General features: G+C 49.4%; 12 protein-coding genes. 8 read left to right on the top strand and 4 right to left on the bottom strand.

The window, feature by feature from the left end:
• Positions 1-174 precede the first annotated feature (174 nt).
• Together HG547_RS02420 and HG547_RS02415 are read right to left on the bottom strand one after the other, a co-directional pair.
• Positions 175-510, bottom strand: a complete 336-nt coding sequence (locus HG547_RS02420) for a hypothetical protein (protein WP_169546906.1) — start codon at positions 508-510, stop codon at positions 175-177.
• Positions 511-578: 68 nt separating this feature from the next.
• Positions 579-956 carry an SMI1/KNR4 family protein gene (locus HG547_RS02415; RefSeq protein WP_169546904.1) on the bottom strand — a complete coding sequence of 126 codons (378 nt, stop codon included), beginning with the start codon at positions 954-956 and terminating at the stop codon, positions 579-581.
• A gap of 546 nt (positions 957-1,502) precedes the next feature.
• Here HG547_RS02415 and HG547_RS02410 point away from each other — a divergent pair.
• From HG547_RS02410 to HG547_RS02400, 3 genes are all read left to right on the top strand, one after another.
• Positions 1,503-2,597 carry a UDP-2,3-diacylglucosamine diphosphatase gene (locus tag HG547_RS02410; protein WP_169546902.1) on the top strand — a complete coding sequence of 365 codons (1,095 nt, stop codon included), beginning with the start codon at positions 1,503-1,505 and terminating at the stop codon, positions 2,595-2,597.
• A gap of 101 nt (positions 2,598-2,698) precedes the next feature.
• Complete coding sequence (locus HG547_RS02405) at positions 2,699-4,501, top strand: lysophospholipid acyltransferase family protein (protein ID WP_248278683.1); 1,803 nt, start codon at positions 2,699-2,701, stop codon at positions 4,499-4,501.
• 99 nt (positions 4,502-4,600) lie between these two features.
• On the top strand, positions 4,601-5,032 hold the full coding sequence (locus HG547_RS02400) for a CBS domain-containing protein (protein WP_055647269.1): 432 nt from the start codon (positions 4,601-4,603) through the stop codon (positions 5,030-5,032).
• A gap of 30 nt (positions 5,033-5,062) precedes the next feature.
• Here HG547_RS02400 and HG547_RS02395 read toward each other — a convergent pair whose 3' ends face one another.
• Positions 5,063-6,415, bottom strand: a complete 1,353-nt coding sequence (locus HG547_RS02395) for an NCS2 family permease (protein WP_069453326.1) — start codon at positions 6,413-6,415, stop codon at positions 5,063-5,065.
• A gap of 517 nt (positions 6,416-6,932) precedes the next feature.
• Here HG547_RS02395 and torE point away from each other — a divergent pair.
• From torE to torD, 4 genes are all read left to right on the top strand, one after another.
• Positions 6,933-7,103, top strand: a complete 171-nt coding sequence (torE, locus tag HG547_RS02390) for a trimethylamine N-oxide reductase system protein TorE (RefSeq protein ID WP_011071462.1) — start codon at positions 6,933-6,935, stop codon at positions 7,101-7,103.
• A 26-nt stretch (positions 7,104-7,129) separates the two neighbouring features.
• Positions 7,130-8,308, top strand: coding sequence for a pentaheme c-type cytochrome TorC (gene torC / locus HG547_RS02385; RefSeq protein WP_169546898.1), 1,179 nt, complete (start codon positions 7,130-7,132; stop codon positions 8,306-8,308).
• A 15-nt stretch (positions 8,309-8,323) separates the two neighbouring features.
• On the top strand, positions 8,324-10,813 hold the full coding sequence (gene torA, locus HG547_RS02380; protein WP_169546896.1) for a trimethylamine-N-oxide reductase TorA: 2,490 nt from the start codon (positions 8,324-8,326) through the stop codon (positions 10,811-10,813).
• Between the two features lie 67 nt (positions 10,814-10,880).
• Positions 10,881-11,534, top strand: coding sequence for a molecular chaperone TorD (gene torD, locus HG547_RS02375; protein WP_169546894.1), 654 nt, complete (start codon positions 10,881-10,883; stop codon positions 11,532-11,534).
• An 88-nt stretch (positions 11,535-11,622) separates the two neighbouring features.
• On the opposite strand, the gene torS is transcribed toward torD, so the two are convergent.
• Positions 11,623-14,697, bottom strand: coding sequence for a TMAO reductase system sensor histidine kinase/response regulator TorS (torS, locus tag HG547_RS02370; RefSeq protein ID WP_169546892.1), 3,075 nt, complete (start codon positions 14,695-14,697; stop codon positions 11,623-11,625).
• Between the two features lie 56 nt (positions 14,698-14,753).
• Between torS and torT the strand changes: the two genes are divergently transcribed.
• Positions 14,754-15,821, top strand: coding sequence for a TMAO reductase system periplasmic protein TorT (gene torT / locus HG547_RS02365; protein WP_169546889.1), 1,068 nt, complete (start codon positions 14,754-14,756; stop codon positions 15,819-15,821).
• Positions 15,822-15,833: the final 12 nt, after the last annotated feature.

The following is a 15,833-nucleotide window of genomic DNA, read 5'->3' as shown; positions in this document are numbered from 1 at the left end:
AATCTGTAAGTTTTAAAAAGAAATACGCAGCATGTTTTGGGACATTTTCGAGTTAGACTTTTAGCTCGAATTAGTGAGTTTCGAATTAAAATTTCTATGGATTAACGCCCGCCACACACGCGAGCAACTTGTTGCGAGTCGAGCGCCCAACGGGCGCATTTGTGCTGGCGATTGTTAGCAGCGATTGCTGATAAGGCCATACTGCGTTTCAAATAATTCAACTAGCTGATTTAATTCTGCGCTTTGGGGAGCTGGATTTATCAGTTCAATATTTTGTACTTTGCTACATTCATCATCTTCAAATTGCAAAGCTAAACTGCTGGCCCCACAACTCCAAAAAGAACTGTTGCTTGTAAAACTATGATATTCCCAAGTGCCACCAACATCTCGGCATTTCAAGGTTTCCCATATAAGCGTTTCAATGCCCTTAGAGCTTTCAAAATTGGCCCATCCGTCTTCAGGTATTATTGAAATTCTCACGTTTAAACCTTTTCCTGCTAACGCCGCCATAAAGGGCGAGCGAAGCGAGTCCAGCCCACGGCCTTTTGTGGGCGGTCTTTGATGGCCTGGTTATGTGATTACTCTTCATCGTATTCAAAATCTGAGGCCACCCATTCACTAAAACTGCTACAAACAAACTCACTTAACTCAGGGTCCATGCTTCCATGATCTATAAGAGCAACTTTCGGATCTTGATCACTAAGTTTAAGAATAAATGCCATACCACCGCCATCACTACCGATATTAATATAGTCTGGAGCGTATTCCTTTGTTTGATAGCACTCATTTCTCTCAATAAGCATATCTGGCAAATAAAGGTAAACATCTCCGTCCAGCTCTTTGTCGAAGGACAAAAGGAATTGTCGATAGGTTTTAGGTAGAGTGCACCCAAAATATTTTTCTACTTCGACTATATGATTCATAATATTTTCACATAACATTTTATTAGTGCGCATGCGCGTTTACCTCATTAGACCAGTAAAAAACGCGCACCATTAACAGTTTGTATTGCAAAGAACTTATCAGCTTTTTATCTAATACACCATCCGGAAAAACGCGCATGCGCGTTTTCCAAACCTATTAACTAATTTTGGGAAAGTTTATACGGATGATTTTTAAGGGTTTTATAAATTTTAGTCTGGATAAACGCGCAAACTAATGAGTTTAAAAACACTCAAAAGCATCTAAATTTAAATACGACTGTATATCCATATATTGTTAGTCGCTTTACGGTAGGGCCAAACATTGGGTAAATAGATGAGATTTTGTAGAGCAATTCATTCGTCAGTTTTCAATTCACTAAATGAATGCTAGCCAGCTTTGGGGCAAAAATGAGTTAACTCAATCTATCGACAGTCAATGCCCCCAGAACGGAATCTTGTTGGATTAACTCCAGCCTAATCCACCCTGTTGTCATCTGCATGTCACTTAAGCTTCATCATTCAGTCAAAGCCCGTCACTAATCTCTAAGGCAGTCAACAGCCGCATAGGGTGAATATGAGATGACTGGAGCTAATTACAGGGGACTTGATCGAACGCTTATCGACGCACTTAAGACTCCCCGCAATTCTTCCCGTAACACTCCTTCCAACTCTTCCGACAATGCTCCATCCAGTGTTTACGACACTTCTTTCTCAACCCCTCATATTGCGAACGCCAGCAATGCCGCAAATAACCAAACCCTCACAGTTAACGCCCTCTGGTTATCGGATATCCATCTCGGTTGTAAGGATTGCAAAGCCGACTATCTGTTAAACCTATTAAATACCGTGCGTTGCCAGCACTTGTATCTGGTCGGCGATATTGTGGATTTATGGGCGCTCAAACGCCGCCTGCACTGGCCCGAGAGCCACAATAAGGTATTGCAAAAGCTGATTGAACTGGCACAAAACGGCACTCAGGTGATGTATCTGCCGGGTAACCACGATGAGCTAATCAAGCCCTATGCCGAACTGACGCTGCTGAACATCAAAATTGCTCGCCAACATATTCATCAGGGGATTGGTGGCCACAAACTGTTAATGCTGCATGGCGATCAGTTCGATGCAGATGTTTGCGTTGGCCGCTTCTACGCTATCTTGGGCGATCACCTCTACGACTTGTTGCTATTCCTCAACCGCAATCTCCATCGCCTGCGAGAGCGTTTAGGCTACCCGTATTGGTCACTTGCCAGCTATATCAAATCCCGCGTTGGCAAGGCGCAGACGGCTATAGCCCGTTTTCGCCAAGCCGTGGTGAATTATGCCCAGCACTATGATGTGGATGGCGTGATCTGCGGCCATATCCACCAGCCAGAGCTATCGATTCACGCTCGAGATAACCAATACAGTACGCCGGATAAACGCCAGATAGTCTATGCCAATGATGGTGACTGGGTAGAAAACTGTAGCCTGATCACCGAAACCTTAAACGGGGAATTACAGCTCTGCCGCTGGAATGAGCAAAGCTTAAACCTCGATATTCTGAACAGTATTGTGCTGGCGAAAACGCCGCCCAAAGCGCCCATTCGAATGCCTACTCAAGCCTCAAAACCTATTCCACCAACGGCCACAAACAGCCCCAAACAAACAGAAATCCAACCAAGGGATGTCGCCTAATCATGAATCAATTAACTCCTCATACCCCAAACACTGAATCATTAAGTCCTAACACATTAAGCGCCAACGCATTAACGCAGGACGCAGCCAGCGGAGCAGCCATGCTAATGCCTACCTTAAAAGCCAGTTCGATGATCTTTACCGTCGATAATGTGGTAGAGCAAAACCTGCCCGCCCTCAAGGACAAACCTTGGTTAGCCAAGCCGACTAAGGCCATGCTGCGCTACCTGTTGAATGAAAAACAATGTAACGACATAGCCAATCAATTTGCCTATCTGCAAGGGGTCGATTTTGTCGAGCAAGTGCTCGCCAGCTTCGATTTTAGCTTTACCGTGCCCGCCAACGAGGTCGAAAATATTCCCTGCGAGGGCCGCGTGGTGATCTTCGCCAATCATCCGATTGGCTCCCTCGATGCCCTCGCCCTGATTAAACTCATCAGCGAAATTCGCCCCGATATCAAGGTTGTCGCGAACGAGCTCCTGATGGCGCTCGAGCCTTTGCATTCGATCCTGCTACCAGTGCGCAATATGACGGGCGGCACGCCGAAACAGCACCTCGAAAAAATCCACCAGCATCTGCGCAATGAAGGCGCGGTACTGATTTTCCCGTCGGGGGAAGTCTCTCGCCTGCGTCCGAGCGGCGTGCGCGATACCCAGTGGCACTCGGGCTTTTTAAAGATGGCGATTTCCTGTAATGCGCCGCTGCTGCCGATTTTTTTGGATGCCAAAAATTCTGCCACCTTCTACGGCGCCTCGATGATTTACAAACCCTTAGCTACACTGCTACTGGTCAAGGAGATGTTTAAACAGGCCAAACGCAACATGCCCATTCGTATCGGCGAGCTTATTCCGAATGAAGCCGTGCGCTCAATGGATTTCCCGCTAAAGACCAAGATAAAACTGCTTAAAAATCATCTGTATCGCATTGGTAAAGATAAAGACCCGCTGTTTATTACCCAAAGCGCCATAGCCCACCCTGAGTCGCGCCGAGAGTTGCAGGCCGCGCTGCAACAATGTGAACTCCTCGGTGAAACCCAAGATAACAAGCTGATTTATTTGTATCAGCATCAGGACAGCAACCCCATCATGCGCGAAATTGGCCGCCTGCGGGAAATTGCCTTTCGCACCGTCGGCGAAGGCACGGGCAAGCGCCGCGATATCGATAAATACGATTCCTACTACCAACATCTGGTGCTGTGGGATAAAGAACAGTTTGAAATTGTCGGCGCCTATCGTTTCGCCAGCGGCGAGCAAGTGCTAAATCGCTACGGCGACAACGCCCTCTACAGCCAATCCCTGTTCCAATATGCCGACAGCTTTATGCCCTACGTCAAACAAGGCTTAGAACTTGGCCGCAGTTTTGTGCAGCCCAAATATTGGGGCAAACGCAGTCTCGACTACCTCTGGTTTGGCATTGGCGCCTTCCTCGCTAAACACCCTGAATACCGCTACCTGTTTGGCCCAGTGTCCATCAGCAATCAACTGCCTGGCAGCGCGCGGGAGATGCTAGTGCATTTCTACTCCAAGGAGTTTGCGCCAGCAGAGCAGCTCGCGGTATCCATGTCGCCCTTTGGACTATCCAAGCAGCGCAAATTGCAGTTGGATGAAATCTATTCGGGCGAGGATTACCAAAGCCACTTTAAGCAGCTAAAACAAATGCTGGCGAGTATGGGCGCCGCGGTGCCAACCCTGTACAAGCAGTATGGCGAGCTGTGTAAGCAGGATGGGGTGAAGTTTCTAGCCTTTGGTATCGATGCCGATTTTGGCGACTGTGTCGATGGTTTGGTTCTGGTCGATACCCATAAACTCAAGGGGAAAAAGTATCAACGTTATATCGGTGCTCATTTACCTGAAGACTTACGCAATCCTTTGATGGCTGAAGATGGATCCGACGAGCAGGATTAAGCATAATCCTGTTTAAGGTATTGGCTAAATAAACATCGGTCTGTTATAAGTATCTGTAATACAGTGCATTAAGGATACATATCCTTGTAAGGGTTTATCATGCCGATCATTATCGCCGATATTATGCGCACCCGAGTCGTCACGGTCGAAATGGACGATCGTTTAACCGTGGCGAAGGAGATTTTCGAGCAGGCAAACTTCCACCATCTGCTGGTAGTGGATGAATATAAACTCGAAGGCGTACTGTCAGAGCGCGACTTGCTGCGTGCTATCAGTCCGAATCTGGGCAGCAGCGCCGAAACCTCGAAAGATCTCGAAACCCTGCAAAAACGCGTCCATCAAGTAATGACCCGCAATCCGGTGACCGTAGCGCCACATGTGTCGCTCGATGTCGCCAGCCGTACCTTGCTGGAACACAATATTGGTTGTTTACCCGTACTGGAAAACGGCGATCTGGTGGGGATAGTGACCTGGAAGGATTTACTGCGAGCCTATTGTGAACACAATGAGGTGAATGAAAGCGAGTGCTAACGGCACTCGCTTTCGACTTTATAGAGTAACCTAGATTGCCCAGCCACCCATATAGAAGGCCACAAGGCCCAAGGTAATGGCTAACACACCTAACTTAAGTTGACGCCATTCGCCGCTAAAAATACGGCCAACCACTAAGGTTACAAAGCCGAGCATAATACCGGTCACAATGTTACAGCTAAGGATAATGAACACGGCGCAGGTTAAGCCCGCCATCGCATCGACCTTGTCATTAAAGTCCAGCTTAGTCACATTGCTGAGCATCAATAGCCCCACATACATCAGCGCAGGCGCAGTGGCATAAGCCGGCACCAAATAGCTGAGCGGAGCAAGGAATACCATTAGCAGGAATAATCCGCCCACTATGGTCGCGGTTAAACCCGTCTTACCGCCCGCCGCCGTACCCGCTGCCGATTCGATATACACGGCCGCAGGTGCGCCGCCAACGATACCCGCAAACATGCTGCTGACAGAATCCGAAGTTAATGCCTTACCGCCACCAACAATATTATCGTCTTTATCCAGCAGATTAGCTTGACCCGCTACCGCGCGGATGGTGCCGGTGGCATCAAAAATCGCCGTCATCACCAGCGCCAGTACAATCGGTAATACCACAGGATTTAAGGCGCCCATAATATCCATTTGGCCAATCAGCGAGTGCTCAGAGGTAAAATCAGGCACGGCGAATAAACCTTGGAATTTCACGCTTGGATCAAACACTAAACCGAACAGGGATAGGCCGATAATCACCAGTAAAATCCCGCCGGGTACGCCGCGACGCTCTAAACCAATCGTCGCCGCTAAACCCAGCACGGTCGCGATAACGGGCAGGCTGTTAATGTCGCCTAACTTCACGGGCAGACCCGCGTCATTGGCCACAATCAACTGCACACTGTTAGTAGCAATTAAGAGTAAAAACAAGCCAATACCGATACCTGTACCATGGGCAATGCCCTTGGGTAGGTTAGCCAGCACCCATTGACGCACACCCGTAACGCTCACGATGGTAAAAATCACGCCCATCCAAAAGATGGCGCCTAAGGTGACAGGGATACTCATGCCCTGACCTAACACCAAGCCGAAGGCGGTAAAGGCGGTGAGTGAAATCGCACAACCAATGGCCATGGGCAGATTCGCCCAGAGTCCCATCAGCAGCGAGCCAAAGGAGGCAATTAAACAGGTAGCGACGAACACGGCACCGGGGTCGAACCCGGCTTTGCCTAACATATTGGGTACCACAATCACTGAGTACACCATAGCGAGGAAGGTGGTTAACCCTGCAATCACTTCTTGGCGAACTGTGCTACCACGTTGTTGAATTGAAAAAAAACGGTTCAGAAATGAACCAGAGGGTACGGCTGTTGAACTCAATTGCTCAGACATATCTTGTTATACCTTGTGATCTCTTAAAATAGGGTCGATACCAATTGGCTTTACCATTGGCGACGCCGGCTGCGGCAGATTAGAGCCCCAAATCCAATGACTTGGGTGAGAGATCCACATCATTCTCCTACATCGGGAAAAATCCATGATCTGCAAGCAGTGACGCTTTGCCCAGTTAAAATCACTTTAACCATGCAAACGCAGCCTTTGTTGGCCGCGGATAATACTGTAAACGCCGCCAGATAGCTAAGACCTCGCCTGCACTTCAGTAAATAATTAGCCAAAAAAGTCAAAATCAGTGTTTAAAAAAACACCTAAACTGCATATCAAACTGCCGATAGCGATCACAGAAATAAGATTAACGCTCTGTCAGTAAAATAAAAAATGATGAGATTTTTAAAATTTTCATAATTTTTCATATATTGTCAAAGCCCATTCATCCCAACAGGCAAGTCCATTCACATCTCCCCTTTATAGTGCTCCCATCAAAAATCGCTTTCGAACGGAGCTCTTCCCAATGACAAAGCCCACCATGCAAACATCGGATAAGTCCTCACGCAGCAATGAGTTAAAGGCGCTGGGATTCATCATTTTCATACTCTTTCCCGCACTGACTATCGCGGGGATCAGTCTCTACGGTTTCATCATTTGGATGATCCAAGCCTTCGGCGGCGTTGTCGGCCACTAATTCACTGATACTTTGAGGACGCTATTATGAAGTGGTTAATCAACCTCTGGCGCACACTAAACAAACCCACAAAAGCTCTCACCTTAGGCGCTGTCAGCATCAGTGCTTTTATCATGGGCATCATCTTCTGGGGCGGATTTAACACCGCACTGGAAGCCACCAACACCGAAGCCTTCTGTATTAGCTGCCACAGTATGGAAAGCAAGCCTTACCAAGAGTTACAGGAAACTGTGCATTGGTCGAATCACTCAGGCGTGCGCGCCACCTGCCCTGACTGCCACGTGCCCCACAACTGGAGCCGTAAGATTGCCCGTAAGATGGAAGCTTCCCACGATGTCTGGGGCTGGTTATTCAATACGGTCAACACCCCAGAAAAATTTGAAGCTAAACGCCTCGAAATGGCGAGCCGCGAATGGAAACGTTTCGATCGCGATAATTCACTGGCCTGTAAAAACTGTCACAACTACAACTCGATGAAATGGGAAAGCATGTCCCCGCTGGCACAAAAACAGATGAAACGCGCCGCCGAAATCGACCAAAGCTGTATCGATTGCCACAAAGGCATTGCTCACCATCTACCTGAAATGGGCACGGCCCGTGCACCTGAACTCATCGCCGAAGTGGGCGCTGGCGTCAGCTCAGTCGAAACCAACCAAACCTACTACAGCGCCCTGACTAAGCCACTGTTTTTTATTGAAAAAGGCGATGTCGAAGCCGGTACCTTAAACGTAGCGACTAAAGTCAAAGTGCTCGAAACTAAAGGTAAGCGCATCAAAATTGCTATCGATGGCTGGCGTAAGAAAATCGGCGCAGGCCGCGTCATCTACATGGACTTTGGCGTAAACATTCTGTCGGCGCAGTTAAGTAAAGATGCAGCAGAAACCGAAGGTGTTATCCAAACCTTTGAGGAGAAAGAAGACCCAATGACAGGCCTGAAATGGCAACGGGTTGAAGCCCAAATCTGGACCGATAAAGATTACTTGCTCACAGAGCTGCAACCGCTTTGGGGCTATGCCCGCGATACCTTCCGCTCAAGCTGTAGTGTGTGCCACACCCAGCCAGATGAAGCGCATTTTGACGCCAATACCTGGCCAGGCATGTTCCAAGGCATGTTGGCCTTCGTGAACATGGACCAAGACACTCAAGCGCTGGTGCAGAAATATCTGCAAGAACATTCGTCAACCTTCGTGAAAAAAGAGCACTAATTCGGGAGTAATACCATGAACAGAAGAGACTTTTTAAAAGGCTTAGCCTCAACCTCTTTCGTTGCTTTAGGTGGCAGCTCAGTGTTAGCGCCCTTAAATGCGCTGGCCAGCACAGGCTTAAATGAAGACGAATGGCTGACCACAGGCTCACACTTTGGCGCCTTTAAAATCAAACGTAAAAACGGTGTAATTGCCGAGGTCAAAGCCTTCGATTTAGATAAATATCCAACGGATATGATTAACGGTATCCGCGGTATGGTCTATAACCCATCCCGCGTGCGTTACCCTATGGTTCGCTTAGACTTTTTACTGAAAGGCCATAAGAGCAATACCCAGCAACGGGGGGATTTCCGCTTCGTTCGCGTGACCTGGGATAAAGCATTAAAGCTGTTTAAACACTCACTCGATGAAATCCAAACCCAATACGGTCCATCGGGCTTACACGCAGGACAAACAGGTTGGCGCGCAACCGGGCAACTGCATTCCAGCACCAGCCATATGCAGCGCGCGGTGGGGATGCACGGCAACTATGTGAAGAAAATCGGTGACTACTCCACCGGTGCTGGCCAAACCATTCTGCCCTATGTGTTAGGTTCAACCGAAGTATATGCCCAAGGCACCTCTTGGCCGCTGATCTTAGAAAACAGCAACACTATCGTGCTCTGGTCGAACGATCCTTACAAAAACCTGCAAGTGGGTTGGAACGCCGAAACCCATGAGGCCTTCGCTTACCTCGCGCAGTTAAAAGAGAAGGTCAAACAGGGCAAGATCCGCGTGATCAGTATCGACCCTGTGGTCACCAAAACCCAGGCTTACCTTGGCTGTGAGCAGTTATATGTCAACCCACAGACTGACGTAACCCTGATGCTGGCGATCGCCCATGAGATGATCACCCAAAAGCTACACGATGAAAAATTCATCCAAGGTTACAGCTTAGGCTTTGAAGAGTTTGTACCTTACGTGATGGGCACTAAAGATGGTATCGCCAAAACCCCTGAGTGGGCGGCGCCAATCTGTGGGGTTGAGCCACATATCATCCGCGATCTGGCAAAAACCTTAGTTAAGGGCCGTACCCAAATCATGATGGGGTGGTGTATTCAGCGCCAACAACACGGTGAGCAACCTTACTGGATGGCCGCGGTACTCGCGACCATGATAGGCCAAATCGGTTTGCCTGGCGGCGGCATCAGCTATGGTCATCACTATTCCAGTATTGGTGTACCTGCGACAAATGCGGCGGCGCCCGGCGCCTTCCCGCGTAACTTAGACGAGAACCAAAAACCCCTGTTCGACAGCACCGACTTTAAAGGCGCGAGCAGCACCATTCCCGTCGCCCGTTGGATTGATGCGATCCTCGAGCCCGGCAAAACCATTGATGCCAACGGTTCGAAAGTGGTGTATCCCGATATTAAGATGATGATTTTCTCGGGTAATAACCCATGGAATCACCATCAAGACCGTAACCGCATGAAGCAAGCCTTCCATAAGTTGGAATGCGTGGTCACTATCGATGTGAACTGGACGGCAACTTGCCGCTTCTCCGACATAGTGCTGCCCGCCTGCACCACCTATGAGCGCAACGATATCGACGTATACGGCGCCTATGCTAACCGCGGTATTTTGGCGATGCAGAAGATGGTCGAGCCGCTGTTTGAGAGTTTGTCAGACTTTGAAATCTTCACTCGCTTTGCCGCACTGATGGGTAAAGAGAAAGAATACACCCGCAATATGAGCGAAATGGAGTGGATAGAAACCCTCTATAACGAGTGTAAAGCCGCGAATGCGGGTAAGTATGAGATGCCAGATTTTGCCACCTTCTGGAAGCAAGGTTATGTGCACTTTGGTGATGGCGAGCTGTGGACACGCCACGCCGACTTTAGAAACGATCCTGAAATCAATCCATTAGGTACGCCTTCTGGTTTGATTGAAATCTTCAGCCGTAAGATTGAACAGTTCGGTTATGACGACTGCCAAGGCCATCCAATTTGGATGGAAAAAGCCGAGCGTAGCCATGGTGGCCCGGGGTCAGACAAATATCCTGTGTGGCTACAATCTTGCCATCCGGATAAACGTCTGCACTCACAGATGTGTGAGTCGAAGGAATACCGCGAAACCTACACAGTCAACGGCCGCGAACCCATCTATATCAGCCCTGTGGATGCCAAAGCACGCGGCATTAAAGATGGCGATATAGTGCGTGTCTTTAACGACCGTGGCCAACTGTTAGCGGGCGCAGTGGTATCGGATCGCTTCCCTAAAGGTGTAGTGCGAATTCATGAAGGCGCATGGTATGGCCCAGTGGGTAAAGATGGCAGCGTCGAAGGCGGCGCCGAAATCGGTGCCCTGTGTAGCTATGGCGATCCAAATACTCTGACCTTAGACATTGGCACCTCGAAGTTGGCTCAAGCCTGCTCAGCCTATACTTGTCTGGTCGAGTTTGAGAAATACCAAGGCAAAATCCCTAAGGTTAGCTCCTTCGATGGTCCCATCGAAGTCGAAATCTAACCGAGCCCACAAGGCGATACGCCTAGTCAACTAGGCGCATTCCACTGTTAATCTTGAGGAATATGCAATGAGCAACATCGATATCAATCATGCCAGAGCCTTAGTGTATCAGCTGCTGTCTTCTCTGTTTGCCCGTGAAATTGATGAGCAGCGCCTTAAGCAACTCACCAGTGAGCAAGCGCAGCAATTCTGGACACAACTGGGTTATGCGTCTGAGCTTAGTGCGCCAGTCGTCAGCATACAGAAGGTGCTGAATGGCTTAACGAGCGATGAAGCCTTGCTCGAACTTGCCGCCGATTATTGCGGTTTATTCCTCGTAGGCACAAAACACAGCGCCTCAGCCTATGCCAGCCTGTACTTGAGCCCCGAGGAAGAACCCTTGCTATTTGGGCTGCAGCATCAACAAATGAGCGAGTTTTTACACCAGAGTAAACTGCAAGTTCAGAGTCACTTCCCTGAACCTGCCGATCACTTAGCCGTGATCCTCGCCTATATGGGACACTTAGCTTGCCACAGTGAAGATGCTGCCCAGTTAAGCTTCCTAAACGCTTGTATAGACTCTTGGTTATCAAAGTTTGTCGCCAAGGTCGTTGAGTGTGATAGCAAGCACTGCAATGGCTTTTACAGTGCTCTTGCCACGCTGACATTGGCTTGGGTCAAGCAAGATAAACAACTGTTGGAACAGACAATCAACTCATCAGTAGAACAAGTCTTAAGCTAATTGTTTTTTGATGCGGTTGAACGAAAGCGGCTCCTACTCTTGGGAGCCGCTTTTTTTATGTATTTCGTTGAGCGTTGATACTTAAGCACTATTCCACTGTGACTAACCATTGTTCGAATGCCGTCATCGATGCCAGCCAGCAGGTTCTCAGTTCATTGGCCGACTGTATTTCAAGCTTTTGGGCGTCTGTGGTTTTAAGCTGCTTTTCCCATACCTGACAACACTGAGTCAGTGCTTTTAGTCCCATGCTAGCACTGCTACCCTTAAGCGCGTGCAATAGTTTTGCGCCCTCGCTGAAATGTGTCACAGAAGTTAGCTTAGAGAGCCGCTCAATTTGCTCGGCACTGGAGGTTCGATAGAGCGCCAACATATCGCTCAATGTTTTCACACCTAACACCTCAAGATCTTGCTGTAACTGATTAAGATCTAATAAGGTTTTAGCCGATTGAGCCAATGACTCCGAAGATGCGAAGGTTAAGGAAGGACTCGCTGGCAACGCAGGACTCTCACTCCCCGAAGAAGATGGCACACACGCTGGCAACGAAGCAACGCCCAGCCATTCTGTCAGGGTTTGCAGGCTCAAGGGTTTGGCTAACACAGTATCAAACCCCGCCTCCCGATAGAGGCTAAGATCCTCCGTCTGCATCTGCGCGGTAAAGGCGGCAAACTTAATACTCTCATTAACACTCTCATTAACAATGTCATTTGTCAGTAATGCCTTTAGCTGTGGTAATAATGCTAGCCCAGAACCATCACTCAGTTGAATATCGAGCATCACGGCATCGAATGCCTTATCGCCACTCACATGCGTCAGCGCCTGCTGACAACTGATGGCCAAGCTGGAACTGTGGCCTAAATGCGCCAAAAACCCTTGCGCGACCATGGCATTGACCTTGTTGTCTTCGATCACTAACACCCGCAGGGGATTAACCCGTTTTTGCACCTGAGTTTGCGTATCGAATGCCTTATCACACTGGGAAAAACTCAGCTCAAAACCAAACTCGCTGCCCTTACCTGGCTCACTCTTGACCCAAATTCCTGGCCCCTGTGCATCCATCAGTTCAACTAACTGTTTGCAAATGGCAAGCCCCAAACCAGTCCCACGGCTGCGCCCCTGATTAGGCAATACGCAGTAAGGCATAAATAATTGCTCGCGCACCTCGGGCGCAATCCCCACGCCGGTATCTGCCACCACAAAAGCGAGTTTATCGCCCCGCACGCTGACATTCAGACTCACGCCGCCTTCGGGGGTGAATTTAATGCCGTTACCAATCAAGTTAAACAGTACCTGCCTCAGCTTAGGGCCATCAATCTGGATACACGCGGGTAACTGGGGACGATTAAGTCTTAGACTCAATCCCGCCAAATTGGCGCCCGCTACCATGATCGCTAGGACTTCATCGAGCAAGGCGTTGATATCCGTAGGCCTAGGCTCATTGGTTAAATTGCCCTGCTCGAGGCGGGAGAAATCGAGAATATCGCTCAGCACGGTTTGCAGCAGCGTGCCGCTGTATTGCGACAGCGCGAGCATCTGTTGCTGCGCGGGCGGTAACTGGCTATGGCCGAGCAAGGTGAGCGTCCCGAGTAAGCCGTTGAGTGGGGTGCGAATTTCATGGCTCATGGTCGCTAGGAATTGGGATTTTGCCTGACTCGCCTCCTCGGCAACGATTCTTGCCTTAGCATGGCCTTTGGCCTCCGCATCAAGGCGCAGGTTGGCTTCGGCCAATTCCTGTGTGCGCGTGGCCACGGTTTGTTCAAGGGCCTTTTTATGCTCGGTCAGCTCATCGGCGACCTGACGTAAATCCGCCTGCAATTTCAGGTTGTGGGCTGTTTTTCGCTTAAATGCCTCGATGGCATTGGCCATGGCGGTCAACTCATCGTCGCCGTGGGCATCGAGGCTCACATTAGTGTCCCCTAAACTTAAGCGCGACATAGCCTCGGTCGCCTGATTTAACCTCAAGGCAATGCCGCGATAGATCACCCGATAAACCACGACTGCTATGATAAACAACATTAATATGCCCGTGCCCCACAACCCCAAGCGGGCGTAAGACAACTGCATTAAATAATCACTACGCGCCAACTCCGCCCGCTGTTGCTGTTGATTAAGCGCACTATCCACCAGCGTGTTGAGGCTATAGAGTTTTTCCGCTAACTCCTGCTGCTGCCGCTGTTGCCGCTGCAAACTTTGACTCAGTTCTCGCTGTAATTTAATAATTTTGGGGGTATGGAGAAGAACAGCCAGCTCCGCCTTTAGCGCATTGAGCCTGCCGGGATCGCGTATCAGCTCAGAAACTGTCGTTAGCGCCATTAAATCGATACCCACCTCTGCCGCAGGCGAATCTGTGTTTGCGCTCGATGCCTGATCGATAGCCGTCCCTTGTTTTGGATGATTCTGCGCCATGGGGTGCGATGATGCAGTGCTGGCAAAGGTTGCCAATAAACGGGGAACACTCAATTGCAGCTCGGACTGTAATTCAGATGCCTCAAATAACTGACTGAGCAGCGCAATTTGATGCACTAACTTGAGCGCGCGATTGAGCTGTTCTTGGATATCGAGCTCACGTTCAATCACATCATCAAGCAGTTGCCCACTGCGTTTATCTCCCGCCATATCCGGATAGGCTTGGCTGAGTTTTGCCAAAATCGCCGAATCGACAACCGCCAATTCGGATTGCAATAGCTCAGAGGCTCGGCCTGCGGCAACCGATAATTCGCGGGCCCTGAGCTGCAACTCATCGCCCAAGGTAAGGCGCTGGCCCACGCTCTTACCCAGTAAGGTTAATTGCTCGATGATTTGCCCAGCTAATACGGATAAATGATTATCTTCGTTCACATCCAGTGTTAGTAACACTTTGATGCTATTTAACATTGTGGCGCTTTCAAGGCTGAGCTTACGGCCGATAAATTCCCGCTGCCGCTCATCCTCTACTTGGCCTAACTGGGTCACGCCATCGGATAAGGCATTAGAGGCCTGCACTAATTGGCGCGCGGCTTGAGAGGCGGGTAAGGATTCTTCATACAGGTAACTGTCGGCCTGTTTGAGCCAATGCAAACTCAGGCTACCTAAGCTAACCAGTAGCAACAGCAATACCCCAAGCACACCAAAGGCGAGCATGAGTCTGCCGGTTAAACTACTTCGCGATAAAGATAAAGGCGCCACACTTGTTCCTTCTGTTACAATGCCTTCGAGATAATCACTGTGGATGATACGAGACAATGGGAAAATTTTGGCAAGCTTTGCTCACACTCACCACTTTTGGGCTGTTATGTTTATCGACTGCTGACGCCAACAGCCAAACTTGGCCATTAGAGCAACGCCAACCCTTTAATGCCAAAATTCAACAGGCGCAGGCACTTGATTATCATCCCCTGAGTAAGGCACAACAGGCTTGGCGCATTTGTGCCTTAGTGCCTCATCTTAAGGACGCCTATTGGATTGGCATCAACTACGGCCTGATCCAACAGGCGAAACATCTCGGTGTGTCGCTGGACCTGTTCGAAGCAGGCAGCTACTACCATCAAGATAAACAGCTCGAGCAATTAAGCGCCTGTATGAAGGGTGATTACGACGCGATTTTGCTCGGCGCCGTGAGTCCCAATCTGCTCGAACAGTTTTCTGAGCCGTTAACCAAACCCGTGCTTGCCCTAGTCAATAAACTCAATGCAGAGCAAGTGCAGACCCATATCGGTGTTAACTGGTATCAAATGGGACTGAGCGCAGGCAATTTTATTAAGGCAGATGCCAAGGCGCATTCGCCCACCCAGCCAACTACCTTGGCCCTCTTAGCGGGCCCTGAAAACCTAGGCGGCACAGATTTAGTCGAGCAAGGCATTCGCCATGCCCTCGAGGGCAGCAATGTCAGTATCAGTGCGATTCAGCATGCCGATAACAATCGCAATCTCTACCGCGACCAATTACAGATACTGCTTAAGGCTCAGCAGCCTAACTATATTCTAGGTAGTGCGGTGGCGATAGAAGCCGCCGTCAGCACCCTCAAACAAAAACAGCTGACGCAAGACATTAAGCTGGTGAGCAGTTACTTATCCCCCGCGATTCTGCGCGGCTTGATGCGGCAAAAAGTGGTCTACAGCAATGATGATCTGGTCGTATTGCAGGGCAAACTCGCCATCGATGTTACGGTAAAACAGCTCGAAGGCGCCGCGCCTTTTGGCGATATAGGTCCAGCTATCGTTGAGCGCACCACCTCAAAAAATACCCTGTCTGCACTTGGCTTTAGCCTTGCCGAAGCGGATTTTTATCCCTTGTATCAAGTGCGCCCTTGAGCGCTTAACACA

It is taken from the genome of Shewanella sp. DNRA4 (assembly GCF_012843185.1).
Classification (GTDB): Bacteria; Pseudomonadota; Gammaproteobacteria; order Enterobacterales; family Shewanellaceae; genus Shewanella; species Shewanella xiamenensis.
Note: the sequence above shows the minus strand (reverse complement) of the source record. Positions and strands in the feature narration are given on the sequence as shown.

Bases quoted from the DNA above. Each gene is read 5' to 3' on its own strand.
- HG547_RS02400 (WP_055647269.1), top strand. From the start codon at position 4,601: ATGCCGATCATTATCGCCGATATTATGCGCACCCGAGTCGTCACGGTC.
- torC (WP_169546898.1), top strand. From the start codon at position 7,130: ATGAAGTGGTTAATCAACCTCTGGCGCACACTAAACAAACCCACAAAA.
- HG547_RS02420 (WP_169546906.1), bottom strand. From the start codon at position 510: ATGGCGGCGTTAGCAGGAAAAGGTTTAAACGTGAGAATTTCAATAATA.
- HG547_RS02410 (WP_169546902.1), top strand. From the start codon at position 1,503: ATGACTGGAGCTAATTACAGGGGACTTGATCGAACGCTTATCGACGCA.
- torD (WP_169546894.1), top strand. From the start codon at position 10,881: ATGAGCAACATCGATATCAATCATGCCAGAGCCTTAGTGTATCAGCTG.
- torT (WP_169546889.1), top strand. From the start codon at position 14,754: ATGGGAAAATTTTGGCAAGCTTTGCTCACACTCACCACTTTTGGGCTG.
- HG547_RS02395 (WP_069453326.1), bottom strand. From the start codon at position 6,415: ATGTCTGAGCAATTGAGTTCAACAGCCGTACCCTCTGGTTCATTTCTG.
- HG547_RS02405 (WP_248278683.1), top strand. From the start codon at position 2,699: ATGCTAATGCCTACCTTAAAAGCCAGTTCGATGATCTTTACCGTCGAT.
- torE (WP_011071462.1), top strand. From the start codon at position 6,933: ATGACAAAGCCCACCATGCAAACATCGGATAAGTCCTCACGCAGCAAT.
- HG547_RS02415 (WP_169546904.1), bottom strand. From the start codon at position 956: ATGCGCACTAATAAAATGTTATGTGAAAATATTATGAATCATATAGTC.
- torA (WP_169546896.1), top strand. From the start codon at position 8,324: ATGAACAGAAGAGACTTTTTAAAAGGCTTAGCCTCAACCTCTTTCGTT.